The sequence below is a fragment of the Rossellomorea marisflavi genome, from assembly GCF_009806575.1.
GTDB lineage: Bacteria > Bacillota > Bacilli > Bacillales > Bacillaceae_B > Rossellomorea > Rossellomorea marisflavi_A.
Genome location: NZ_CP047095.1, coordinates 3,515,564 through 3,539,082 on the forward strand (window position 1 = coordinate 3,515,564; position 23,519 = coordinate 3,539,082).

Genomic DNA, 23,519 nt, shown 5'->3' on the forward strand with positions numbered 1-23,519 from the left:
AGGGAACTTCGGGAAACAGACTGGCAGGCGGTGCACCGGTACGCTTCCATGGAAATCGTCAGTCGGCATCAGCCTTGGGGACCGAACAGCGAGGAAGAGACCCGGCAGTATGTGGATGAGGTTCTGCGGGATGCAGCGAAGAAAGACCGGACGCGTTTTACCTTTGCCGTCATTCTGGAAGGTGAGCTGATCGGATGCGGGGAGCTTACCATTTGTGACCGCTCCAACCTTACTGGGGAAATCGGCTACATCCTCCACCCGAGCACTGGGGGAAAGGGATTGCGACCCTCCTGGCCAAGAAGCTATTGAACATCGGCTTCCACGAACATGGTCTGCACCGAATTCAAGCAACCTGTGATCCGACCAATGCCGGCTCCTTGAGGGTGTTGGAGAAATGCGGAATGACACGTGAGGGCAGAATAAGGGATCATCTTAAGATGAATGACGGATGGCGGGATTCACTTCTATTCGGCAAGCTGGAGCACGAATAAGGCTGCGCACCCATGGGTGCACAGCCTTTTATTCTTCTATACGATCAATCGATCCGCTGCCTTCTCATCCACTGGGTAGCGGCCCATTTGTCACCGATGATGACGGGGCCCCCACCGTGAAGGGTCATGTCATTGAGCTCCTGGTTATCATAGAAGTACTCGAAGTAGACCGCCATCCCTTTTTGCGGAGACACGGAAAGGTTCAGTTTAGGAAAATACGTTTCTCCCCCTTGTTCCACATCGTTCAAATACATCACAAGGGTACTGATCCGAGGGTTCTTCACCGGTCTTGATGAAGAGAAAAAGTCAAAGTGGGCCTTGTATTCCTGGCCGATTTGATAATTGAGGATCTGTAATCCTTCTCCGTGGCTTTCAGGGATGTTCATGATCTGGGACACGCGTCTTGACACCCGTGAGACCACTTCATTCTCCCCTTCTTCAAGGAACGTACTGCTGCTCGTGCGGATTTGATCCACTTCACGGACCTTCCCGATCTTGGACCTGTCCATCCGGTCCTTCGATACGTTGATGAGTTCATCGCATTCTTCATGGCTCAGGACGTTCCCGAGGATGACGACAAGCGGCTCTTCTACTCTGGCAATAATGGAAATCTCTCTGTCTTCTGTTACGATCTTATTCCCTACATGAGGGAAGATCGTCTGTTCTTTAACCCCTATTTCCTTTGTGTGCATGATCATCGTTCTCCCTATTCAAATTTCACAAAGACGGCACGCCGCTTTACTTAAAAGCGCTTTCAATCCCAAGTTGAAAGCAGGCCTCGATTCCCTCTGTACAAGAGGGTAGAGATTAACTTTATTTTACTTCTATCGAAAGATTATGACTATGGTTTTCTTTTAAATATAATGTCGGTTTTCGGAATTGCTCATGAAGTTGTAACATTTCGATTTAAAAAAGCATGGGGGACCCATGCTCATTCTTTACACTCACCACTCCACTCGCCAAACCATCCGCCTTCTTTTTCAATACTCGGTAATTTGTCGCTGCTGTAACAAGCATCGGCGAAGGCATCTATTTCCTTATGGACCGTATAACTGTGGAAAAAGGCATTTCCCATGAAAAAGAAGATACCCATGGAAAGGACCAATCCCCATTTCTTATCCATTCTCCACTTAGTTGATTCGATCACAACCATCCCCTTAATTATGGATATTTATCCCATTGTAACATAATGGTACCGCCTCGGAAACATTATCTTCCATCTGCCACGATGTGAATATCCATGTTGGAGGACTCCCTCATGATGCGATTGATGATGGACCCTTTGCGGATTTCCTCCCAACGCGACCGTGCGGATTGGCCTAGCAGGATCTGGGTGACGTTGTGTCGGAAGGCTACATCTATAATGACGGTCGCTGCGTGTCGTTTCCCTCCATCTTCCACGATCATGATGGCTCCGAATTGATTGGCAAGGGTATGCCACTCCTCGATTTTCTTTTTCTGTTGTGGCGAGAGGGTACTGGCTTCAACGACTGTGAGGATGACCAATTCTGCCTTTAAACGATCCGCCATTCTCCAGCCCCTTCTGATGAGTTTTTCTGCTGTCGGACCATAGTGAACGCAGACCAGGATCCGTTCATGGACGCCGGTCGGAGCGCTCCCCCCTTTCATCCTTCCGTCTACATCATCTGCAAGCTCTCGAAGAGACAGTTCTCTCAGTGCTGATAGATTAGAAGAAGTAAAGAAGTTCGACAGGCTTTGTTCGATTTTCTGCGGGGGATAGATCCTGCCTTCCTTCATGCGCTTCCTGAGCGTCTCAGGCGTGATATCGATGAGCTGGATTTCCGCCGCCTGCTGAATGAAGGTGTCCGGCACCCTCTCCCGGACCGTGATGCCTGTGATTCTCTGAACGATGTCGTTCACACTTTCAAGATGCTGAATGTTCATGGCGGACCATACATCGATCCCTGCCTGAAGGATTTCTTCCACATCCTGATACCGTTTCACATGCCTCGCACCCGGGACGTTCGAATGAGCCAACTCATCGATGAGGACGATTTCCGGCTTACGCTCCTTGATCCGGGTGACGTCCAGTTCGTGGAACACTTTCCCTTTATAATGTACTTGCTTAAGCGGTACCTGCTCCAGGCCCCCGATGACGTCAGCCGTTTCCTTGCGGCCATGGGTTTCGATAAGGCCGATGACTACATCCCTTCCGTCATGCCTCCACTGGGCAGCATCCTGGAGCATCTTGAACGTCTTCCCCACACCGGGTGCGGCTCCCACATAAAGCTTCAATCTTCCCAGGGTGGAGCGGTGGATCTCCTCAAGGAATTCCTCCGGTCTCTTCTTCCTGAAATATGGATTCATACGCTTCCCTCCATCAGGATGGTCATTCCTTTTTCAGTGCCAGGTTCAACAAGAGCACGTTCACCCTCCTCTCTCCCAGGAACCCCCACTCTTTTCCTTCTGTGTGATCATCTATCAGCTCTTTAAGCCTGCTTTTGGATATGGATGTAGCTTCCGCGATACGATCAACCTGGGCCAGGGCCGCTTCCGGACTGATATGGGGGTCAAGGCCCGATCCGGAATCGGTCATAAGATCCATCGGGACCTGATTGAGCGGCACGCCTGGATTTTCCTTTTTCCATTCTTGCAGGGTCCCCTCTACCCGCTTGATCAGTTCCGGATTGGAAGGAGCATAGTTGTTGGAGCCCGATGCGGCTGCATCATATTCAATAGCCGATACCCGGCCATGAAACAATGCGGGATCTTGAACGTTTTGGCCGATGAGCGCAGAGCCCACCGGGTGGCCGTTTTCATAAATCAGGCTTCCATTCGCCCTTTCAGGCATCAAGAGTTTAGAAATCCCCGTCGTAGCAAGGGGATAGAGAAGCCCCCCAAGGATCATCGTCATGATGCTGACCCGTATGATCGGGCCAGCCAATCGTTGTTCTACCATTTTTCACGCCTTCTTCCGAATAGATTAGATTACGAGGGACATCATCAAGTCGATTACTTTTATTCCGGCAAATGGGGCCAGCATCCCACCGATTCCATAGATCAGCAGATTCCGTCTTAAAAGGATATCCGAGCGCACCGGCTTATACGCCACCCCTTTCATGGCCAAGGGCACGAGAAGGGGAATGATGATGGCATTGAAGATCAGGGCTGACAGGATGGCTGTGACGGGAGACGATAGCTTCATGATATTCAGTGCTTCCATCTCCGGGATGGCCGTCATGAACATGGCCGGTATGATGGCAAAATATTTGGCCACATCATTGGCGATGCTGAAGGTCGTCAAGGCTCCCCTTGTCATGAGCAGCTGTTTGCCGATGGAAACCACTTCGATGATCTTCGTCGGGTCAGAGTCCAGATCCACCATATTGGCCGCTTCTTTCGCCGCCGTGGTCCCGCTGTTCATGGCGAGTCCGACATCGGCCTGGGCGAGGGCAGGCGCATCATTCGTCCCGTCCCCGGTCATGGCGACCAACTTGCCCTGTGACTGTTCAAACCGGATCACCTCGATCTTATCTTCCGGTTTACACTCGGCAATGAACTCATCCACTCCCGCTTCCCTGGCGATCGTTGCCGCCGTCAGCGGGTTATCCCCCGTACACATCACAGTCTTGATCCCCATCTTCCTCAGCTGCTCGAATCGCTCCTTCATACCAGGCTTCACGGTATCTTTCAAATAGATCAGTCCGTAAATCCGATCATCCATGGCAACGGCAAGGGGAGTCCCCCCTTCCCCGGCTATGGCTGTCGATTTCGCCTCCAAATCGGCTGGGATGGATCCACCTTGGGATTTCACCCAGGCCTTCACCGCATCGACGGCTCCTTTTCTTACCCTACGGCCGTCAGGAAGATCCAACCCGCTCATCCTCGTCTCAGCCTTGAAGTCGATGAATGTACCACCTGTGACCTCGGGGATGACGACTCCTCTTCCCTTCAAGAGCTCCAGCACCGACCGTCCCTCTGGCGTCTCATCTTTCAGGGAACTCATTCCTGCCCAGTAAGGAAGCTCTTCTTCCCCTTCCCCAGTCGGAATGATATCACTTGCCATCCGGTTCCCGAATGTGATCGTCCCTGTTTTATCAAGGATGATGGTGTTGATATCCCCGGCTGCTTCCACCGCCTTTCCGGACATGGCCAGCACATTGAACTGTGTGACCCGGTCCATCCCGGCGATTCCGATGGCCGATAACAGCCCGCCGATCGTCGTCGGGATCAGGCATACGAGCAGGGCAATGAGGACTGCGGTATCTATCTGGAACCCAAGGTAGTTCGTGAAGAACGGGAGGGTCATCACCACGAACAGGAAGATCAATGTCAAACTGGTCAGGACGGTATTCAAGGCAATTTCATTTGGTGTCTTTTGACGCTCGGCCCCTTCTACAAGGGAAATCATCCGGTCCAGGAAGGATTCTCCCGGGTTGCTCGTAATCCGGATGGTGATGCTATCACTGACGACCCTCGTTCCTCCCGTTACGGAGTTGAAGTCCCCGCCTGCTTCCTTCATCACGGGAGCTGACTCCCCGGTAATGGCGGATTCATCCACCGATGCGATGCCTTTGATCACTTCTCCGTCCCCAGGTATCCATTCCCCTTGGGATACAATGACAATATCGTCGACTTTCAGTTTGTCAGAAGGCATGTGGCGGATCGATCCGTCCTTCATCCTGACGTTAGCGATCATCTCCTGCTTGGACTTCTTCAATGCCCCGGCCTGGGCCTTCCCCCTCCCTTCGGCCAACGCCTCGGCAAAGTTGGCGAACAAAACCGTAAAAAGCAGGATGAGTGCGACCGAGAGAGAGAACCATGTTCCCGTCCCTCCTGGGCTTTGTGGTAAAAACACCTGGATGAAGGAAATGAAGAACCCAATTTCCACTACGAACATGATGGGATTCTTGACCATCCTTCTAGGGTCCAGCTTCATGATTGATTCTTTCAGTGCGTTCCATAGTAACGATGAGTCCTTGCTATTCTTATCAACAGAAGGCGACGGCACCTCTCTTACCGGTGAGATGATGTCCTCCTCCTGATCCTTCAACAAATGGTTTCCCATTTCTTATCCCTCCAGCTTATAGTGTTAAATATTCTGCAACAGGTCCCAGCACGAGGACCGGGAAGAACGTCAGCGCTCCCACGATCATGATCGTCCCCACGAAGATGGTGCCGAATAGGGGAGAATCTGTACGGAAGGTTCCGATGCTTTCCGGAACAAGCCGCTTCTTGGCCAGGGATGCAGCGACAGCGAGCATGGTAATGACTCCGAAGTACCGCCCGATGAACATGACGATCCCCGTGGAAATGTTCCAAAATGGCGTGGCATCCCCCAGGCCTTCAAACCCTGATCCATTGTTGGCTGCAGACGACGTGAATTCATACATGACTTGCGTCAGTCCGTGGAACCCTTGATTGGAGATGGCATCCGTCCCTGCATGGACATAAAGGGCGATGGCCGATGCACCAAGTATGAGGAGCGGTTGGATCAGCATGGTGACGGCTATGAGCTTCATCTCGCGGGCTTCGATCTTCTTACCAAGAAACTCCGGAGTCCTGCCTATCATCAATCCCGATAGGAAAACGGCGATCAGGACATACATGATGACATTGAGGAACCCGGCACCCACACCACCGAATACGGCATTGAGGAGCATATTGGACAGAGCCAGCATCCCGCTCAAAGGCGTAAGCGTATCATGCATGGTATTGACCGCACCCGTTTCCGAAGCCGTCGTCACCATGGCATACAGGATCGACTCCCCGGGACCAAACCGGACTTCCTTCCCTTCCATGCTCGCCCCATTGATTCCGAGAGCATTCAATGCCGGGTTTCCATGCGATTCCGCCACCATTGACAGGGAGAGCATGACAACGAACATCATCATCATCGAGACGAATAAGAGGCGTCCTTGCTTCTCATTCCCGATCATCCTTCCATACGCGAAGGGAATCGCCGTAGGCAGAAGGAACATCAAAAGGATCTGGAGCATATTGCTGAACGACCCCGGATTCTCAAAAGGATGAGCCGAGTTGACTCCAAAGAATCCACCACCGTTGTTCCCGAGCTCCTTGATCGATAAGAATGAGCCTACGGGACCCCGTGCAATCTCCTGACTCCCACCATCCACGGTCTGCACGGTAACAGATGGTGAAAGCGTCTGTGGTACCCCAAGGGCCACGAAGATCAAGCCGGTGATGAACGCTAGGGGCAATAGCACCCTGGTGATGGAACGGATGAAATCAACGAAGAAATTCCCCGCCCCCTTTCCGGCTAACAACCGGATAAAGGCCATCACCCCGCTCAACGCGGTTGCAGGTGCAGCGAACATCATGAAGAGAACGCCCGCCATCTGGGCGAGATACGACAAACCGGTTTCACCGCTGTAGTGTTGAAGATTGGTATTCGTCATGAAGCTGATGGCCGTATTGAAAGCAAGGGACGCATCCATCCCTTTGATCCCTGCCGGATTCAGGGGAAGTACCCCCTGAAGTCTGAAAACCAGGTACACGAGCGCGATCATGAATACGTTCGTCAGAAGCAGGGAAGCAGCATACCTCTTCCAAGTCTGATTGATCGCCCGGACACCGCCGAGCCGGAAGAGGATGTTCTCTGCCGGGAGGAATACCCGGTCAAGGCGCGTCCGCTCCGTATTGAATGCCTGTGCTAGATAGAGCCCTACAGGCTTTGCCAATAGAATGACAATGAACATGATAAGTACAACTGAACCAATCGTGGAAACCACTTTCCTTCACCCCATATCAAAATTTCTCTGGATTTAGCAACACATAACACAGATAGAACACCAGGATCAGAGCGATCGCCAACATCATCATTTCTCTTCATCCTTTCCCGGTTCCACAATGGACCCGGACCATTTCAATAGTCCTGCCATCGCCAAGGTAAGTACGCCCGTGATGACCATCATCCACACATCCCCCATCTTGATTCCTCCTTTACTTTTTGGCCCAGACCGAAAAAAATAGACCAACGCACACTTCTTCCCCATGTGAAAATCATGAACATGATCTTCATAGAATTGGAGAAAAAGCACACATTGGTCTACTTAATGCCCAGCAGGCTTCATGCCTTCTTTGCATTCTGTCTTCCACGTATTCTTTTTCGTATAGGCATAATAAAAAGACCTACATACACAGGCTGCCCCTCACGTCACAGATGTCTGCAACAAGAGATGCCCCCTGATTAAGGCGGTCTTGTGGACCTCCTTCGCTTTAGCCGACGAAGTTAGCTGACGGGTAGGATGGCGAAAGAGTTTTCTCATCCCTTCTACACAGTAGAATTAACCCCAAAAAAATGGTTCCTCCGCTCTCATTCGAGATTAGGCCGGTTGATGCTGTTGTTTATGAAATTGATATTACTCCGAGTTCATTCCGTTGTAAACGAGGAAAAACCCGATAAAACAGTCATATTCAATCAAAATATTATAAATAACTTCAATTTACTCTCCATTACTCAATCAATCTCATTATTTCTATTATTTCAAAACAAAAAAAATAGGATTGACATCCCCTACCTTATGGACGTACGATTGTCGTTGAAAAGACGTACGCGGAATTCAGGAGGATCTTATGGCAACGAAAAAACGATTAGAGGCCGAGCTGAGCGAAGCCTTCATCAAGCTCCAAAGGGAATTGATCGGGAGGGGACCACAGGAAACGAGGACCTACATCGTCGAAGATATGGTGATCGCGCGGTTCAAGGGCGTCCTCACCGTAGAAGAAAAGCATCTGGTGGAACATGATAATGGACGGAAGCTCGTGAAGCAGATGAGGCAGATCCTCCGGGAGATGTACGGGGAAAAATTCGAAGCCGTCGTGGAAAAGCTGACGAACTGCCACGTCCTTACCAGTCATAGCGATATCAGCACCAGGTCCGGTGAAAGGATCGAAGTGTTCGTCCTTGACCGGAATCTCGAGAAGGAACTGATTCAATAAAAAAAGCCGCAGGGACCCATCCCTGCGGCTGATTCTGCGTTATTGGTTACCTTGCTTGACCCAGCCAGCGACGGTGACGGTACGTTTTGCCTGATGCTTCACGGCAGGCTCCACGTTTTCGACCATATTGCCTTCCTGGTCGACGGTCACACTCGTTCCGTATGGGTTTCCTCCTGTTGTAAAGAGAACAGGATCTGTGTATCCAGGTGATGCCACGATCGCTCCCCAGTGGTGCATCGTCGTGTATAGAGACAGGATGGTTTGCTCCTGGCCTCCGTGTGGATTCTGGGCTGAAGTCATAGCACTGACCACTTTGTTGGCAAGCTTGCCGTTGAACCAAAGTCCGCCTGTTGTATCGATGAACTGTTTCACCTGTCCAGGCACGTTTCCGAAGCGGGTCGGGATGCTGAAGATGATGGCGTCGGCCCATTCAAGATCGGCAAGCGTCACTTCCGGAACATCTTTCGTTGCCTCCACATGTGCTTTCCAAGCTGGATTGGATTCAATGGCACCTTGTGGCGCTGTTTCAGGCACCTTCAGTACTTTCACTTCTGCGCCGGCTTCCTTTGCCCCTTCTTCTGCCCATTGGGCCATCTTGTAGTTGGTACCTGTTGAACTATAATAAATCACTGCTACTTTTACGTTTTCCATCGTTGTTTCCTCCTTTTGTTGTGTTCCGAATAGTTTACTGAAAAATCCCATGTTCATTCTCCTCTGACTCTAGATGTGCTTCCTTCAGTCCGGCCGTTTGATTGTGAAGGTCTCACCGACCTTGGCATAGTCATTCCCCGCCAGACGGCTGACGGCCTGGAGCTTCTCCTTATCGATACGGCCGTTTTCATACAGGTCCTCACGGATATGGAACTTCACGATCCGACCGATGACAAGATCGGCTCCCCCGGCAGTGACGATCTGCTCCAGCACGCATTCCATCCGTACTTTCGCTTCCTCTACACCCGGTACCCCCACCACCTCACTCTGGATCGGGGTTAATCCGGCAAGCTCCACTTCACTCTCATCCGGCTTCAAGCTGGCGGCCGTTTCATTGATCTTGCTTACGTTGCCTTCATCCACGATGTGGACGACAAATTCCTTTGTTTGTGCGATATTCCTTGATGTATCCTTCTGTTCACCCGCTTTGCGTTGGACGGCAATGGAAACCATCGGCGGGTCCGCCGAAACGACATTGAAGAAGGAAAATGGTGCTCCGTTCACCGTTCCCGACGGCGACTGGGATGTCACGAATGCAATCGGCCTCGGGATGATGCTTCCGATGAGGAACTTGTAGTTATCCTTGGCCGATAGCTGCGATGGATCAATGGAAATCAATGAAATCACTCCCCGATTAGTCTAGCTCTTTCACTTCGATCGGGATCAGGGCCTGCTCGATCCTATCCCGATGTCCCTCATACTGCTCCGGCAGCATGAGCTTCTCTCCCATTGTTTCCACCGTTTCATCATGCGCAAACCCTGGTGGGTCCGTCGCGATCTCAAAGAGGATTTCTCCATGCTCACGGAAGTAGATCGCGTTGAAGTAGTTTCGGTCCTTCACTTCAGTGACGCCATAGCCGCTTTCGCCGACAAGGCGCTGCCATTGGAGCTGGTCTTGGTCATCTTCCGCCCGCCATGCGATATGGTGGACCGTCCCCACTCCAGAGCGTCCCCGGCCGACGGAGGTTTTCTTCACATCGATGAGGTTTCCGATGTCAGCCGTAGATCGGAAGCGGATATAGTCTCCTTCCTCGCCTACCTTCTCAAGACCCATCACCTGCTCCAGCAATTCAGCCGTTTTTTCAGGGCGTGCAGATAGAAGGATGGCTCCACCGAACCCTTTGATGGCGACGTCGGAAGATACCCCTCCGAACGACCAGCCGTTGTTCTCCCCGCCTTCTCGCTCCACGATTTCCAGATGAAGGCCGTGTGGATCATCGAACGTCAGATACGTTTCGCCGAAACGCTGTGATTCTTTTGCCTCAATGTTGAACGTCTTCAGGCGCTCTTCCCAAAATGCCAGGCTTCCTGCTGGTACGGCATAGGTGGTGACACCCACTTGCCCATCGCCGATCGCTCCTTGGCGTGCTCCTGCCCATGGGAAGAAGGTGATGATGGTTCCTGGACTTCCGCCTTCGTCTCCGAAGTAAAGATGATAGGTACCCGGGTCGTCGAAGTTGACGGTTTGTTTGACGAGGCGGAGTCCGAGGACGCCTGCATAGAAGTCGATGTTTTCCTGTGGATGGCCGACGATGGCGGTGATGTGGTGGATTCCAGCTGTTCGTTTTTGCATGGTGGATCTCCCCTTTGGTTCGGAATGGTTTATATGGATGATTCTTTTTGTGTTCATGGTGGATAGATTCGAGTCCGTTCGTGTTCGCTGCGGGGTGCCGCTTTCCGCGGGGAGGGAGTTGAGCCGCTTCGGCTATCGCCTGCAGGGTCTCAACCTTCCCTCCTTTTCCGCAGGAGTCGGCACCCCTCCGCTACCACTCACTTTTCGATGATTTAAAGTGAGTGTTCCTAACAGACCTTGATGGGTGTAACTCATTCAAAAACGATTTCTGATTTCTTTTCTGAAATGATCCTGCTCATTCCTTCCACTCTTTCGCAACTGAGATGATACCCAGAGTGCATTGGAGCGGAAGGTACTTGACTCCTACGGGAATAGAGGGATGTTCGAGACCCCGCAAGAATGAGGAGGCTCGACTTCCTCCCCGTGGAAAGCAAGTGCCTGCAGCGGAAAGGAACGGTCTTCGTGGTATTTATACTATTTTCAATATTTGCTTCTGTATTCCTTCTTTTGCTTTGAATTAAAATATCTTTAATTCGAGATAATTATATGATGGATGCTCTTTCGATGTCAATGGTTTGGGAGAAAAAACTTTTAATTCGAGATATTTTCTTGAATGTTTGCTCCTTATTTACTTGGAAAAAGCGTTTATCTTGTATGAATAAAAGGAATCTTATTAGGTAGGCTCCATTTTAAGGAGTACGTTACTTACGGTATAAGAAGGAGGTAAGAAATGATCCGATTTGAGAATGTTTCAAAAGTATTTGACGGAAATAAGAAGGCCGTGGACTCAGTCAGTTTCACGATTCCAAATGGGGAAATCTTCGTGCTGATCGGTCCGAGTGGATGCGGAAAGACAACGACGCTCAAAATGATCAACCGGCTCATTGAGTTATCTGATGGGACGATTTATATCAATGATGAGAAAGTCAGTACATACAATGTGCACGAGCTGAGATGGAACATCGGGTATGTGCTACAGAATATCGGACTGTTCCCACATATGACCATCGAGGAGAATATCACCATCGTCCCTGAGATGAAGAAGTGGCCGAAAGAAAAGACAAGCAAGCGTGTGGATGAGCTTTTACGGATGGTGGGTCTTAAACCCGCTGACTATAAAGACCGTAAGCCCGGTGAATTATCGGGTGGTCAGCAGCAGCGGATCGGAGTCGCGCGCGCCCTTGCGGCAGACCCGGAATTCATCCTGATGGATGAACCGTTCAGCGCCCTCGACCCCATCACGAGGGAAAAGCTCCAGGATGATATTCTGTCCCTCCAGAAGGAGATCAAGAAAACCATCGTGTTTGTCACCCATGATATGCAGGAGGCCCTGAAGCTCGGAGATCGCATCTGCCTCATGAAGGACGGCGAAGTCGCCCAGGTAGGGACACCCGAAGAGTTGATCCATCATCCTGCCAATGAATTTGTCCGGGATTTCATCGGAGGGAAAGGACATTCCCTTGAGAATGACTTCAACCTGGCCGATCTCCTCTCACCGATTGAAGAACCGATGGATGTGGACCGGGCATCTATCCCGATCGACAGCACGATTGACGAAACCCTTTCAGCCCTTGCACAGGAAGAGATCGCAATCGTGAAAAAAGACGGGACCCCCGTCGGATACGTTTCAAGGGAAACCATCATCCGGCATCTTGCAGGAGTGAAAGCAGGTGAAACAGGATGAATGGATTGATGGAAACGTTCAATAACCGGAAAGGCGAATTGCTTAACGATCTCTTACAGCATATCGAAATCTCCTTCATTGCCCTGTTCTTCGCACTCATCATATCCATTCCGCTGGGCATTTATCTGACCAGGAAACAGAAGGTGGCGGAGGCGATCATCGGCATCACGGCCGTATTCCAGACGATTCCGTCGCTGGCCCTCCTCGGACTCTTGATTCCTCTAGTGGGTATCGGAACCGTCCCTTCCATTATCGCCCTTGTCGCCTATGCGCTCCTCCCGATTCTGAGGAATGTGTATACGGGTATCAATGAAGTGGATCCCGCCTTGACAGAAGCGGCAAAGGGACTCGGGATGAACAGCTGGAGGCGCCTGATCAAAGTCGAGCTGCCACTTGCCATGCCTGTCATCATGGCCGGGATCCGGACGTCGATGGTCCTCATCATCGGCACGACGACGATCGCCGCCTTGATTGGAGCCGGTGGGCTCGGGGATCTCATCACCGTCGGGATCAGCCGGAACGATACCGACCTGATCCTTCTCGGTGCCATCCCCGCTGCCCTGCTAGCGCTTTTCTTCGATTTCCTATTGCGGATCATTGGAAGGCTACCATTCAAGAAATCCCTGATATCGGTTGCATCTGTCATCGTCATCGCCTTCTTGATCATCGGAGGTTCCGCCTTCTTAAAACCAAAGGAAGCCGATCTTGTCATCGGCGGGAAGCTTGGACCTGAGCCGGAGATCCTCATGAATATGTATAAACTCCTGATTGAAGATGAAACCAACATCACAGTTGAGGTGAAGCCGAATATGGGGCCGACCACCTTCATGTTCAATGCACTGAGGTCGGGGGATATCGACATCTACCCTGAATTCACAGGGACTGTCATTGCCGATCTCCTGAAGGAATCACCTGAGAGCACCGATGAGAAAGAGGTCTATACGCAGGCGAAAGAAGGTGCAAAGGATAAACTCGGCTTTGCGTTACTTGAGCCGATGAAGTACAACAATACCTATGCCCTTGCCGTTCCCGAGGAGCTGGCACAGCAGTACGACCTGAAGACCATTTCCGATCTGAAGGCCATCCAGGGCAGCATCAAGGCCGGATTCACACCGGAATTCCCTGAGCGGGACGACGGCTACCCTGGCATCCAGAATCGTTACGGCATCGAGTTCCCATCCGTAAAGGTCATGCAGCCCGAACTGCGGTACACAGCGATTGATTCAGGCAAGATCAATCTGGCCGACGCCTACTCCACTGATCCTGAAATCGAGAAATACAATCTGAAAGTACTCGAAGATGATAAGGGACTCTTCCCTCCGTATCAAGGTGCCCCGATCATGAAAGAGGAGCTCCTTGAAGAATATCCAGAGCTTGAGGACATCCTCAACAAATTGTCCGGCAAGATCACGGATGACGAGATGAGGGAAATGAACTATCAGGTTTCCGTCGAGGACCGCTCGGCAAGAGAAGTGGCCGAAGAGTATTTAAAGGAGAATAAGCTTATTCAATAAACCAAAAACCGGTCCGCCCATGTTGGCGCGTCCGGTTTTATTCGTCTTGCTCAATCAGATTTCCTTGCTCATCAAAAACTTCTATCTTCACATCATCATAGGAATCCTTCAGCGTATGCACCGTAATGGGCTCTTGGCTATCAAGAGCGAATTCTTCCGATTGACCGTCCGCATTCACTTTCACGTTCCCCATTTTCTGATCGGGGTGAAGGATGGCGAGAGTGGTTTTACCGTCCCCTGTCAGGACAGCGGTCGTCACCTTCTGCTTTTTTTCAACTTCCTGATAGTTATTCTCTTTGCCGTCGAATTCCATGATCCCAAACAGGTCATCAACAGTCTCATAGACGGCGACCAGGGAGCTTTCCCCGTCCTGGGGTACGGTCTGGCGATACAGATCCAAGCCATGTTCCACCCGGTATTCCGTGAACTGCTCCAAGAGCTTTTCAGATGGACTGGAACACGCGGAAAGAGCAGAAATGAACGCTACCAGCAAGGTGAGTTGTACACCGGGTCTAAAAATGCGTTGGAATCTCTTTACACAACGGCTCATTCAGGACTTTTTTCCTTCATGGCGATCAATATCTTATCTAGTTTATCTTCAACCGCCGCAAGTCGTTCCTCTTTTAAATCCGTCTTCTGTTTTCCATTGTTGACCAACCTCACCGCGACGGCTGTGACAAACACCAGTCCTGCACACAAGATCAACAATGACACCATGAATACACTATCTCCTCCGCCCATGTCAACACCCCCTCTGGAATATTTTTCTACATTATACCATTTAAACCGTATATGTACATCCCTTCGGATTCATGTTTACACAGAGGCCAATTTATATTCCCAGCGGGACAGTGAGACATACCCTCACGCATGTCTCACCTGCACCACTCTTTCATTGAAATACATGGCTCATATGACACCAAAAGTGTAAGAACCATCTTGGGGCCCATCCATCCTCTTACAAACCATCATACTACCCCTTCCCCTTATGTCAGGCTCCTCCCCACAACCACCTTTTCCTTACACGAAGCCATGTAGGTAGCGTACCGTAGACAGGTTTCCCAATCATCTTCCACTTCCATCGGCCACCACCTGATTGCCCCCATCGGCGCATTGGCCGCGTAGGTTTCCACAAGATGCGGTATCCTTCCGGCGATGACGATCTCATGATCTGAGAATCCGGTTTCCAGGCCTTCCCTGAGTGCTTCAAGAAGAAGAGTGTGATCATACTCTTCTTCTTCATGAGGGATGGGGAATAACAATGAGCGACGATCCTCCCTCTCATGGATGAGATGAGCCGTCTTCACACCGGCATCATCCGTTTTCCGCTTCCAGATCCGGTCATAGGGAATCTTACGGGGCAGTTCAAGGGACTCGAGCCTCTCCCCGATCCGGTTCCCATAATAGTTGTAAAGCTGCTGCACAAGAAGCTGAATCTGCTTGTTCCTTGTAAACGTCGTATTGCTCCCACCTGTGTTCCGGTATTGGATATAGAGAAGGTCCGGGATGGCCACGACACGGGTTGACAGGAACGTCCGGACGAGAAGGTCATAGTCATCTGCCACGAGCAGTTCCTCCCTGTGTCCTCCGATGAGATGGTAGCAGTCCCGCCTCCATGCACGGGGGTGGTTCGGAAGGCCGACGAGATGCCTGATGGTCGTTCCATTAAGGGCCGTGTGCTTATTCACATTCTGCCAGCGCTTCATCTTGTGGATCCACACCCGGTAGTACAGGTTATAGCCGTAGCCGCTGTCCCAGCCGTACCAATGGGCGTGGAGATTATCGGCATGGACCTCCGTACAATCTCCATAGGCAAAACCGCAGTCGGGATTCTCCTGGAAGGCCGACACGATTTTCTCCAGACAATCCTCCGTGAGCTCGTCATCATGATCAACCTCCACCAGGATTTCCCCGGTGCATAGACTTGCCGCATACCGTTTCACCGCTCCGATATAGCCGGACGATCCGTCTGGTCGGTAGCGCCTGACTCTTGAATCATCCAGCCCCATCAGATCCGTTTGGTACGTCTCATCTTCGTCACCGGAGTCATCCACGATGACCCATTCCCAGTTCGTATAGGTCTGCTTCAAGAGAGATTCATAGGGCCGCCTGATTTTGTTTCCCGACCGGTAGGCTGCCGTGAAGACTGACACGAGGGGCCGGTCGCTGATGGTGGAAGGAATGGAAATCTCCTCACCTTCAGGCAGGGGATCCGTCCGCTTCAACCAGCAGTGAAAGAGGTGATCCGCCTCAATTTCCTCTCCCGACTTGACATGGATCCATCGCCTGCGCTCCTCAAGGGGCAGGCCGTTCAACCCTTTGAATTCCTTCCAATCATCCCCTATGGATACATACACACGTGGATGTTTTGGATCGATCTCCGGCTGTGACGCATCGGCATCACACAGAACGATATCAATTCCCTTTTCCATCAGGCGATTGAAGATGATGTGAAGATAGTGATCCGTATAAGAATCAGAGATATAGAGATAGGCCGTGAACATGGAGGACTCCGCTCCCCCCTCCTCGTTGTTCCGCCTCAGGCGTCCAATCCGATCCGTCCCCCTGTAGACCTCTTCCATTTCTCCTTTCCGGATGAGCATATGCTCTTGCTGGGCATTGGTCCCTTTGGGAAACAGGACACCCAGCCCGTTGCTGTGGGTGAAATCGATGTGAGGATCCCCTTGTCGTTCCGCCCAGAATTTATATACTCCAAAGTCCCTTCCCCTCACATACGTGTCATGGAACAGGACGACCCCGTTCTCCGACAGCTTCGGCAACCACGTGGTGTAATCATGGCTGACGGCTTCATATGTGTGGTATCCGTCAATATGAAGAAGGTCGATGGATCCGTCTTCGAACTCCTTCAGTGCTTCATCGAAGGTTTTCCTCAGCAGCTTGCCGATCCCGGGGAACTCCCTTTCCGTCACAGCTTTGACGCCTTCATATACATCGTCACCATAATAGCCTGCGTGGGGATCACCTTCCCACGTATCCACTGCGTGACATGTGGATGACAGTCCCCCATCCTTCACTGCCTGGCAAAAGCTGAAAAATGACGTTCCATATTGAGTACCCAGCTCAACGATGCATTCAGGAGCAAGGTAGCGTACAAGGTCATAAGCAAACCTGCGATGACCTGACCATGGGCCATATCGGATGGCACCTGCAGGCAGTTCCTCCGCTTCGTCAACGGCAAATGTCGCATGGCGATAATCCCAGCCTTTCATCTCCCTCCTCCTCTCACAAAAAAACACATACCTCCTTACAAGGTATGTGAAAAAACGTTCATTATATCTTAAACCCGAATGGAATCGAGGTAGCGTTTGACCGCATCTTTCCACGGGGGAAGGGGTGGCGCTTTTTGGTTCGCGAGCACGGAGTATCGGGGTCTGGCTGCCTTGCTTGGGTATTCCTTTGAAGGGCAGGGTAGGATGATTGTCTTTTTACCTGAAAGCCGGATGGATTCATCAGCCAGCTCCCTCCACGAGCATGCCCCGGCATTAGCAAGATGGAATGTGCCGAATCGATGAGTTTCAACCAGCCGGATAATGGCCCCGGCGAGATCCACGGTATACGTCGGACTGCCAAGGACGTCGTCCACGACCTTCAGGGTGTCGTTCGTTTCCGATAAAGTCAAGATCTTCTTGATGAAATTCGGCCCCCCTCCCCCGAACACCCAGGACGTCCGCACAATATAGTGCCGGGGAGCCGCCTTCCTCACCGCCTCTTCCCCGGCAAGCTTCGACCTTCCATAGGCATTGAGGGGAGCCGGATGATCCCCCTCTTCATACGGGGCCTTCTTCTTCCCATCGAAGACATAGTCCGTGCTGATATAAACCAACACAGCTCCGACTGCACTTGCTGCTTCCGCTATATAACTGGTTCCCTCTTCATTCACAAGGAAAGCCCGTGCTTCCTCTTCTTCCGCCAGCTCCACATCCGTGAAGGCCGCACAGTGGATGATGATGTCGGGGGAGGACCGGTAAATGAAGCCCTTGGTCTGATCCACATCCGTCACATCGAGTTCGGCCCTGTGCGGTGCCAGGAATGGCCTGCCCGCATCCCTCAGCTGCCGGATGATTTCACTGCCGAGCTGGCCTGATCCACCCGTGATCATAATGGTCACAGTCCCACGCCCCTTTTCAACACATATTCCCACCATGGGCGATGCTCCTTGTACCATCGGATCGCCTTTTTCAAAGCCGGCTCAAATTCATATCGGGGGGCCCAGCCCAATTCATTCCTGATCTTATCCGAATCGAGTGCGTAGCGGTAATCATGTCCGGGGCGGTCATCAACATAGGTGATCCGGTTTTCATCCAATTCGAGCTCCTCCAGGATGAACCTCGCGATTTCGAGGTTTTTCCGCTCATTGGAAGAACCGATGTTGTAGACTTCCCCTGCAATCCCTTTTTCAATTACAGCGTCGATGGCCGTACAATGGTCGTGCACGTGGATCCAATCCCTGACGTTCTGTCCTGTTCCATAGAGTGAAAGAGAATGCCCTCTCAGTGCCTGGATGATCATCTTCGGGATGAACTTCTCCGGGAACTGCCGCGGTCCGTAATTGTTTGTACAGCGCGTAACATTGACGGGCAGGCCGAATGTATGGTGACAGGCGAGGACGAGGCAATCGGACGCCGCCTTGCTCGCAGCATACGGGCTTCGTGGTGCTAACGGGGATTCTTCTGTGAAGCTTCCTGTTTCCCCAAGGCTTCCGTATACTTCATCGGTGGAAATATGAATGAAGCGTACGCCGTGCTCCCTTGCCACGTCCAGAAGCACCTGGGTGCCGGCTACATTTGTATGGATGAAGGATGACGCCGAGGCAATGCTCCGGTCCACATGGGACTCGGCCGCAAAATGGACGATCAAATTGATGTTGAACTGCCTGATCAGATCATCGACGAGCTCCCCATTGTTGATATCCCCCTCCACGAATGTGTAGCGTGGGCTATTCTCCAGCTCTTTCAACGACTCAAGGTCTCCTGCATAGGTGAGCGCATCAAGATTCACGATCCTGTCCTCCGTCCCTCTCAATCTATGATGGATGAAGTGATGACCGATGAATCCCGCTCCCCCCGTTACAAGGATGCTATACTCATTCAAAATCGGCATCCTCCCAACCTGGCAGGCTTTCATCTTTTCCAGAAAGAATCGGCACATCCACCGGCCAGTCGATGGCAAGATGGGGGTCATCCCAGCGGATTCCCCGGTCGGACGCGGCGTGGTAATAGGAGTCCGCCTTATAAAGGACGGTCGTCCCTTCCTCCAACGTGCAAAAGCCATGGGCCATGCCCTTTGGAATATAGAGCTGCCGTTTATTCTGTGCACTGAGGACCGTCCCGAACCAACGTCCGAACGTACTCGATCCCTTCCGTATGTCCACCGCCACATCAAAGATCGATCCCGAAGCCACCCTCACCAGCTTCGTCTGGGCATGTTCCCCGATCTGATAGTGCAGGCCCCTCAGCACGCCCGCCTTCTCTGAAAACGATTCGTTATCCTGGACGAACCTGGCCATCAATCCGTGGATGCCTGCCCTCCGTTCGTTGTAGCTTTCGAAAAAATATCCCCGATGATCCCCGAGTACTTGTGGTTCCAGCACCACCACGCCATGGAGATTTGTCTCTATGACCTTCATCTTTTACTCCCCCTTGCTGCCACCCTCTTGAGATACTGTCCATATGGATTATTATGGAACTGATGACCGAGCTTCATCAGCTCTTCTGAAGTAATCCACCCCTTTCGGAAGGCTACTTCTTCCATACATCCGATTTTGACGTTTTTCGTCTCTTCCATCGTCTTGATAAACTGCGATGCCTTGAATAGGGACTCATGGGTACCTGCATCCATCCAGGCATCATGTTCCCCGAGGAGACGGACCGAAAGTTTCCCCGATTGCAGGTAGATACGGTTGATATCCGTAATCTCAAGCTCTCCACGCACGGATGGCCGCAGGCTTTTGGCAACTGCCACGACATCGCTGTCGTACACATATAACCCTGCGACAGCATAGTTGGACTTCGGGCAGGCCGGCTTTTCCTCGATTGACTCCACTTGCCCTTCGCTTGAAAAGCCCACCACCCCGAAACGCTCCGGATCTACTACATAAGCACCAAAGACAAGAGCATCATCCCCGTGCCACACGGGATCCTGAAACCCCGGCCCATAAAACACATTGTCTCCAAGAATTAACGCCGTACGCTCTTCTCCTATGAAGGCTTCCCCTATGATAAAAGCCTGAGCGATGCCCTCCGGTTTCGGTTGCAGTGCATACTGGATTGAGATCCCGAGCGTACTCCCATCACCGAGAAGCTGCCCGTATCGACCGAGATCCTGCTCCGTCGAAATGATCAAGATTTCACGGATTCCTGCTTCCATCAACGTACAGATGGGGTAGTAAATCATCGGCTTATCGTAAAGGGGAAGGAGATGTTTCGAGATTGATTTCGTCAATGGATACAAGCGCGTACCGCGCCCCCCTGCTAATATGATGCCTTTCATATGGAACGCTCCCAACATAAGAAGATATTTCTGCTGTGTTATCGTATGCAAGGCACAAAAAGAAGGTCCGCTGAGCACACATGTGATAAAACCAAAAAAAGGAAAATATCTATTACTGTCGAATATTTAAGAATCACGCTTAATCAAATAATGTAAAAAGGAGAAACCAATGCGCAAAAAGAAAAAAATCCTGTTGTTAGTGTTCCTTTCTGTAGCGGTCTTGATCGCCCTGCCACCCTTCCTTGCGCCCGTTGTACACGGCCAAAGCTCGCCTGAATCTGCTTTGAGGGCACACATCTATCAAGAAGGCCATCCGTACCAAAGCTTTTTCGCATGGATCAACGAGAACGACTACGTTGATGCTGAATTAGGGCAGCTCTATGATGTGAAATGGTTCGATTTTAATAGTCCGACCGGAGATACTTCCTCTGTCTGTTATGCACCCAAACAGGATGGCACTTACATGATCCAATGTGGCACCGGGCCATGAATGAAGGAATCGTGTATTTTTGTAGAGGACATTTACAAAAAAGCTAGGTCCATGGAAAAGATGATCGCTGTACAATACAGGGATCATCTTTTTTGATTGCATATCGGCAATGAGTAGCTGATTTTTTGAATGATCCTTTAAACGCTTGGTTAATTCCAATATTTTCAGCAAATAATAGAGTGGCTAACCAGTTCATAAGGGGGATTTATATGCCACAGGATCGAAAAGCAGACACTCAAAGCGATACATACGGAGGAAAAGAAATCAAGCCCTATCAGCAACAACGATTACCGCATCACATGGAAATGGAGCTTCCACACGAACTCTCCATTAACCCTCTGTTTGCCCGCGAAGGTGAATCCACCATTCCCCGCTTTCATCTGGCAGATGGGGGAATGCTACCAGAAACAGCCTATCAGATCGTCCATGATGAAATCACCCTTGATGGCAATGCACGCTTGAACCTCGCTACATTCGTCAGCACGTGGATGGAGCCGGCCGCAGAGCGCTTGTATGCCGAATCATTCGACAAAAACATGATAGACAAGGATGAATATCCGCAGACAGCCCAAATCGAGGAGAGATGCGTCCGCATTTTAGCCGATCTCTGGCATTCACCCGAGCCTTTGAAGACGATGGGGGTTTCCACAACGGGGTCGTCGGAAGCCTGTATGCTTGGAGGGCTGGCGTTGAAAAGGCGCTGGCAAAACGCACGCAAAAAGGAAGGGAAACCAGTAGATCGCCCCAATATCGTGTTTAGTTCTGCTGTTCAGGTCGTTTGGGAAAAATTCGCGAACTATTGGGAGGTGGAACCACGCTACGTAAAGGTCACCCCGGAGCATCCCAAATTGAATCCTGAGGGAGTCCTCGCTGCAGTGGACGAAAATACGATTGGGGTAGTCGCCATTCTTGGCGAAACGTATACCGGCCTATATGAACCAATAGTCGCGATTGCGAAAGCATTGGACGATCTGCAGGAGAAATCCGGCCTCAATATTCCGATGCATGTGGATGCCGCGTCAGGGGGATTTATCGCACCGTTCCTTCAACCTGACCTGGTTTGGGATTTCCAACTGCCAAGGGTGAAGTCCATCAATGTATCCGGACATAAGTATGGATTGGTCTACCCGGGATTGGGTTGGATCATCTGGAGGGAAGCCAAGGACCTCCCTGAGGAACTCATCTTCCGCGTCTCCTATCTGGGCGGGAATATGCCGACTTTCGCCTTGAATTTTTCCCGACCCGGCGCCCAAGTGCTGCTGCAATATTATAATTACCTGCGTCTGGGGAAAGAAGGGTACTATGAGGTCCAAAAGGCTTCACAGAACGTTGCCCTCTTCCTGAGCAAGGAGATTCAGAACATGGGACCGTTTGAACTTTTATCCGATGGTTCCGATATACCCGTCTTCGCTTGGCGACTGAGAGATGATGCCACATCCCATTGGACGCTATTTGATTTATCCAGACAAATGCGTGTGTTCGGCTGGCAGGTCCCCGCCTATCCATTGCCTCCTGACATGGCAACGGTGACGATAATGCGGGTGGTGGTCCGGAATGGTTTCTCCATGGACCTTGCCCATTTATTTTTGGTGAACCTCAAACAGGCCGTTGCTTTTCTCGATACACTGGACGCACCTATGCCACATGATACGAAGTATGATAATAGGTTTCATCATTAGAAGGTAAACATGAGCAGATCTACCGAGTAGTTCCTGGTACTACACAAAAAAGCACCCTATAGGCAGACTCAGGTCTGTTCTATAGGGTGCTTTTTTCAGTCCTAGGGACCGTTGTTATTAGATCGACTTCACCATGCCTCCATCCACGAGGAAGGAGCTTCCGGTCATATAGGTGTTGGCGTCTGATACAAGGAAGGTGACGACGTTGGAGAACTCTTCCGGTGTCCCGTAGCGTTTCAACGGGATCTTCGCCTTCGACTCTTCCTCCACCTCTTCCACGCTCTTCCCATGCTTTTCCGCATTGACCGAATCGAGATGGGCGACGCGGTCGGTGGCGATCCTTCCTGGGGCTACGGTATTGATCAGGATGCCGTACTCTGCGAACTCATCGGCAAGGGTCTTCGCCATGCCGATCATCCCCGTACGGAACGTATTGGAGAGGATCAGTCCCGGGATCGGCACCTTGATGGAAGAAGAAGCGATATTGATGATGCGCCCTCCATCCTTTTTCAGATGAGGCAAGGCCTCCCGGATGAGACGGACATAGCTCAATAGATTGAGCTGGAAGGCATTGATCCAGTCTTCATCGCTGAACTGCTCGAAGCTCCCTGCAGGAGGACCACCCGCATTGTTGATAAGGACATTGATCCCCCCGTACACGTCCACCGTCTGTTCCACAAGGCGGGTGATTTCTTCCGGCTTTGTAATATCTGCCGGACAATACTCCACTGTTCCATGGGCACTCAGCTCCTCCTTGACCTCTTTCAGAGTCCCCTCATTCCTGCTCGTGAGCATGACCCGCATGCCTTCTTTGACAAATTGGGTCGCAATGGCCTTGCCGAGCCCCTGGCTTGATGCCACCACCAAGGCCACTTTTCCATTCAGATTCAAGTTCATCCTGCTTCCTCCTTCTATGTATCCCTTCTATCACTCTATAACCTTCT

23 protein-coding genes, 2 pseudogenes and 1 riboswitch are annotated in these 23,519 nt (G+C 51.2%); of the genes and pseudogenes, 6 read left to right on the top strand and 19 right to left on the bottom strand.

Annotated features, from left to right (window positions below):
* Nucleotides 1–48: 48 nt before the first annotated feature.
* Nucleotides 49–491: pseudogene (locus tag D5E69_RS18300) on the top strand (GNAT family N-acetyltransferase).
* Nucleotides 492–535: 44 nt separating this feature from the next.
* Here D5E69_RS18300 and D5E69_RS18305 read toward each other — a convergent pair.
* From D5E69_RS18305 to kdpF, 7 genes are all read right to left on the bottom strand, one after another.
* Nucleotides 536–1,183 carry a prolyl hydroxylase family protein gene (locus tag D5E69_RS18305; RefSeq protein ID WP_152915683.1) on the bottom strand — a complete coding sequence of 216 codons (648 nt, stop codon included), beginning with the start codon at nt 1,181–1,183 and terminating at the stop codon, nt 536–538.
* Between the two features lie 239 nt (nt 1,184–1,422).
* Nucleotides 1,423–1,614 carry a hypothetical protein gene (locus tag D5E69_RS18310; protein ID WP_156183292.1) on the bottom strand — a complete coding sequence of 64 codons (192 nt, stop codon included), beginning with the start codon at nt 1,612–1,614 and terminating at the stop codon, nt 1,423–1,425.
* 86 nt (nt 1,615–1,700) lie between these two features.
* On the bottom strand, nt 1,701–2,819 hold the full coding sequence (kdpDN, locus tag D5E69_RS18315) for a KdpD-like non-kinase potassium sensor (RefSeq protein ID WP_159130011.1): 1,119 nt from the start codon (nt 2,817–2,819) through the stop codon (nt 1,701–1,703).
* Between the two features lie 22 nt (nt 2,820–2,841).
* Entirely contained in the window at nt 2,842–3,411 is a 570-nt protein-coding gene (gene kdpC / locus D5E69_RS18320; protein WP_159130012.1) for a potassium-transporting ATPase subunit KdpC, read from the bottom strand.
* A gap of 24 nt (nt 3,412–3,435) precedes the next feature.
* Complete coding sequence (kdpB, locus tag D5E69_RS18325; protein ID WP_159130013.1) at nt 3,436–5,520, bottom strand: potassium-transporting ATPase subunit KdpB; 2,085 nt, start codon at nt 5,518–5,520, stop codon at nt 3,436–3,438.
* 16 nt (nt 5,521–5,536) lie between these two features.
* On the bottom strand, nt 5,537–7,171 hold the full coding sequence (kdpA, locus tag D5E69_RS18330; RefSeq protein WP_048013465.1) for a potassium-transporting ATPase subunit KdpA: 1,635 nt from the start codon (nt 7,169–7,171) through the stop codon (nt 5,537–5,539).
* Between the two features lie 49 nt (nt 7,172–7,220).
* A complete protein-coding gene (gene kdpF / locus D5E69_RS24080; RefSeq protein WP_082139404.1) occupies nt 7,221–7,295 on the bottom strand; it encodes a K(+)-transporting ATPase subunit F in 75 nt (24 codons plus the stop codon).
* Between the two features lie 383 nt (nt 7,296–7,678).
* Nucleotides 7,679–7,815, bottom strand: a riboswitch (cyclic di-AMP (ydaO/yuaA leader).
* A 233-nt stretch (nt 7,816–8,048) separates the two neighbouring features.
* Here kdpF and D5E69_RS18340 point away from each other — a divergent pair.
* Entirely contained in the window at nt 8,049–8,414 is a 366-nt protein-coding gene (locus D5E69_RS18340) for a Na-translocating system protein MpsC family protein (protein ID WP_159130014.1), read from the top strand.
* A gap of 39 nt (nt 8,415–8,453) precedes the next feature.
* On the opposite strand, the gene wrbA is transcribed toward D5E69_RS18340, so the two are convergent.
* The 3 genes from wrbA to D5E69_RS18355 are packed head-to-tail and all read right to left on the bottom strand — an operon-like array spanning nt 8,454 to nt 10,698.
* The gene (gene wrbA / locus D5E69_RS18345; protein WP_048007156.1) at nt 8,454–9,116 is read right to left on the bottom strand and encodes an NAD(P)H:quinone oxidoreductase; all 663 of its coding nucleotides are present in this window, start codon (nt 9,114–9,116) and stop codon (nt 8,454–8,456) included.
* A gap of 33 nt (nt 9,117–9,149) precedes the next feature.
* Entirely contained in the window at nt 9,150–9,743 is a 594-nt protein-coding gene (locus D5E69_RS18350; RefSeq protein WP_159130385.1) for a flavin reductase family protein, read from the bottom strand.
* Nucleotides 9,744–9,759: 16 nt separating this feature from the next.
* Nucleotides 9,760–10,698, bottom strand: coding sequence for a ring-cleaving dioxygenase (locus D5E69_RS18355; protein WP_159130015.1), 939 nt, complete (start codon nt 10,696–10,698; stop codon nt 9,760–9,762).
* Nucleotides 10,699–11,428: 730 nt separating this feature from the next.
* Between D5E69_RS18355 and D5E69_RS18360 the strand changes: the two genes are divergently transcribed.
* Both D5E69_RS18360 and D5E69_RS18365 read left to right on the top strand, forming a co-directional pair.
* Nucleotides 11,429–12,382, top strand: a complete 954-nt coding sequence (locus D5E69_RS18360; RefSeq protein ID WP_159130016.1) for an ABC transporter ATP-binding protein — start codon at nt 11,429–11,431, stop codon at nt 12,380–12,382.
* Complete coding sequence (locus tag D5E69_RS18365) at nt 12,379–13,896, top strand: ABC transporter permease/substrate-binding protein (protein WP_048013359.1); 1,518 nt, start codon at nt 12,379–12,381, stop codon at nt 13,894–13,896. Before D5E69_RS18360 ends, D5E69_RS18365 begins: the two co-directional genes overlap by 4 nt.
* Nucleotides 13,897–13,933: 37 nt before the next feature.
* Here the strand turns inward: D5E69_RS18365 and D5E69_RS18370 are convergent, their stop codons facing one another.
* The 8 genes and pseudogenes from D5E69_RS18370 to rfbA all read right to left on the bottom strand — a co-directional run bounded on the left by D5E69_RS18370 (nt 13,934) and on the right by rfbA (nt 20,406).
* Complete coding sequence (locus D5E69_RS18370; RefSeq protein ID WP_156183291.1) at nt 13,934–14,446, bottom strand: hypothetical protein; 513 nt, start codon at nt 14,444–14,446, stop codon at nt 13,934–13,936.
* The gene (locus tag D5E69_RS18375; protein ID WP_048007162.1) at nt 14,443–14,637 is read right to left on the bottom strand and encodes a hypothetical protein; all 195 of its coding nucleotides are present in this window, start codon (nt 14,635–14,637) and stop codon (nt 14,443–14,445) included. The genes D5E69_RS18370 and D5E69_RS18375 overlap by 4 nt, the downstream gene beginning before the upstream one ends.
* A 245-nt stretch (nt 14,638–14,882) precedes the next feature.
* Complete coding sequence (locus D5E69_RS18380) at nt 14,883–16,478, bottom strand: glycosyltransferase (protein WP_347566743.1); 1,596 nt, start codon at nt 16,476–16,478, stop codon at nt 14,883–14,885.
* Nucleotides 16,461–17,126: pseudogene (locus tag D5E69_RS18385) on the bottom strand (class I SAM-dependent methyltransferase); the annotation flags it as partial. The gene D5E69_RS18380 and the pseudogene D5E69_RS18385, both read right to left, overlap by 18 nt.
* Before the next feature lie 68 nt (nt 17,127–17,194).
* Nucleotides 17,195–18,016 (bottom strand): dTDP-4-dehydrorhamnose reductase, encoded by an 822-nt coding sequence (gene rfbD / locus D5E69_RS18390; protein WP_249931622.1) that lies wholly within the window; start codon nt 18,014–18,016, stop codon nt 17,195–17,197.
* Between the two features lie 5 nt (nt 18,017–18,021).
* Nucleotides 18,022–19,008, bottom strand: a complete 987-nt coding sequence (rfbB, locus tag D5E69_RS18395; protein ID WP_249931514.1) for a dTDP-glucose 4,6-dehydratase — start codon at nt 19,006–19,008, stop codon at nt 18,022–18,024.
* Nucleotides 19,001–19,543, bottom strand: a complete 543-nt coding sequence (rfbC, locus tag D5E69_RS18400; RefSeq protein ID WP_159130019.1) for a dTDP-4-dehydrorhamnose 3,5-epimerase — start codon at nt 19,541–19,543, stop codon at nt 19,001–19,003. Before rfbC ends, rfbB begins: the two co-directional genes overlap by 8 nt.
* Entirely contained in the window at nt 19,540–20,406 is an 867-nt protein-coding gene (rfbA, locus tag D5E69_RS18405) for a glucose-1-phosphate thymidylyltransferase RfbA (protein WP_048013363.1), read from the bottom strand. Before rfbA ends, rfbC begins: the two co-directional genes overlap by 4 nt.
* A 169-nt stretch (nt 20,407–20,575) precedes the next feature.
* Here rfbA and D5E69_RS18410 point away from each other — a divergent pair, with 169 nt between their 5' ends.
* Together D5E69_RS18410 and gad are read left to right on the top strand one after the other, a co-directional pair.
* Nucleotides 20,576–20,896 carry a hypothetical protein gene (locus D5E69_RS18410; RefSeq protein ID WP_048013364.1) on the top strand — a complete coding sequence of 107 codons (321 nt, stop codon included), beginning with the start codon at nt 20,576–20,578 and terminating at the stop codon, nt 20,894–20,896.
* A 209-nt stretch (nt 20,897–21,105) separates the two neighbouring features.
* Nucleotides 21,106–22,575, top strand: a complete 1,470-nt coding sequence (gad, locus tag D5E69_RS18415; protein WP_159130020.1) for a glutamate decarboxylase — start codon at nt 21,106–21,108, stop codon at nt 22,573–22,575.
* A gap of 117 nt (nt 22,576–22,692) precedes the next feature.
* Here gad and D5E69_RS18420 read toward each other — a convergent pair whose 3' ends face one another.
* On the bottom strand, nt 22,693–23,472 hold the full coding sequence (locus tag D5E69_RS18420; RefSeq protein ID WP_148796425.1) for an SDR family oxidoreductase: 780 nt from the start codon (nt 23,470–23,472) through the stop codon (nt 22,693–22,695).
* Between the last annotated feature and the right edge of the window lie 47 nt (nt 23,473–23,519).

What these genes read in the sequence shown, in the direction of transcription:
- D5E69_RS18310 (WP_156183292.1), bottom strand. Translation starts at nt 1,614, where the DNA reads ATGGATAAGAAATGGGGATTGGTCCTTTCCATGGGTATCTTCTTTTTC.
- D5E69_RS18375 (WP_048007162.1), bottom strand. Translation starts at nt 14,637, where the DNA reads ATGGGCGGAGGAGATAGTGTATTCATGGTGTCATTGTTGATCTTGTGT.
- D5E69_RS18360 (WP_159130016.1), top strand. Translation starts at nt 11,429, where the DNA reads ATGATCCGATTTGAGAATGTTTCAAAAGTATTTGACGGAAATAAGAAG.
- D5E69_RS18340 (WP_159130014.1), top strand. Translation starts at nt 8,049, where the DNA reads ATGGCAACGAAAAAACGATTAGAGGCCGAGCTGAGCGAAGCCTTCATC.
- gad (WP_159130020.1), top strand. Translation starts at nt 21,106, where the DNA reads ATGCCACAGGATCGAAAAGCAGACACTCAAAGCGATACATACGGAGGA.
- D5E69_RS18355 (WP_159130015.1), bottom strand. Translation starts at nt 10,698, where the DNA reads ATGCAAAAACGAACAGCTGGAATCCACCACATCACCGCCATCGTCGGC.
- rfbC (WP_159130019.1), bottom strand. Translation starts at nt 19,543, where the DNA reads ATGAAGGTCATAGAGACAAATCTCCATGGCGTGGTGGTGCTGGAACCA.
- D5E69_RS18370 (WP_156183291.1), bottom strand. Translation starts at nt 14,446, where the DNA reads ATGAGCCGTTGTGTAAAGAGATTCCAACGCATTTTTAGACCCGGTGTA.
- D5E69_RS18380 (WP_347566743.1), bottom strand. Translation starts at nt 16,478, where the DNA reads ATGGAAGAGGTCTACAGGGGGACGGATCGGATTGGACGCCTGAGGCGG.
- kdpDN (WP_159130011.1), bottom strand. Translation starts at nt 2,819, where the DNA reads ATGAATCCATATTTCAGGAAGAAGAGACCGGAGGAATTCCTTGAGGAG.
- kdpB (WP_159130013.1), bottom strand. Translation starts at nt 5,520, where the DNA reads ATGGGAAACCATTTGTTGAAGGATCAGGAGGAGGACATCATCTCACCG.
- D5E69_RS18365 (WP_048013359.1), top strand. Translation starts at nt 12,379, where the DNA reads ATGAATGGATTGATGGAAACGTTCAATAACCGGAAAGGCGAATTGCTT.
- kdpA (WP_048013465.1), bottom strand. Translation starts at nt 7,171, where the DNA reads ATGTTCATTGTCATTCTATTGGCAAAGCCTGTAGGGCTCTATCTAGCA.
- kdpC (WP_159130012.1), bottom strand. Translation starts at nt 3,411, where the DNA reads ATGGTAGAACAACGATTGGCTGGCCCGATCATACGGGTCAGCATCATG.
- rfbD (WP_249931622.1), bottom strand. Translation starts at nt 18,016, where the DNA reads ATGATCACGGGTGGATCAGGCCAGCTCGGCAGTGAAATCATCCGGCAG.
- D5E69_RS18410 (WP_048013364.1), top strand. Translation starts at nt 20,576, where the DNA reads ATGCGCAAAAAGAAAAAAATCCTGTTGTTAGTGTTCCTTTCTGTAGCG.
- D5E69_RS18420 (WP_148796425.1), bottom strand. Translation starts at nt 23,472, where the DNA reads ATGAACTTGAATCTGAATGGAAAAGTGGCCTTGGTGGTGGCATCAAGC.
- rfbA (WP_048013363.1), bottom strand. Translation starts at nt 20,406, where the DNA reads ATGAAAGGCATCATATTAGCAGGGGGGCGCGGTACGCGCTTGTATCCA.
- wrbA (WP_048007156.1), bottom strand. Translation starts at nt 9,116, where the DNA reads ATGGGATTTTTCAGTAAACTATTCGGAACACAACAAAAGGAGGAAACA.
- D5E69_RS18305 (WP_152915683.1), bottom strand. Translation starts at nt 1,183, where the DNA reads ATGCACACAAAGGAAATAGGGGTTAAAGAACAGACGATCTTCCCTCAT.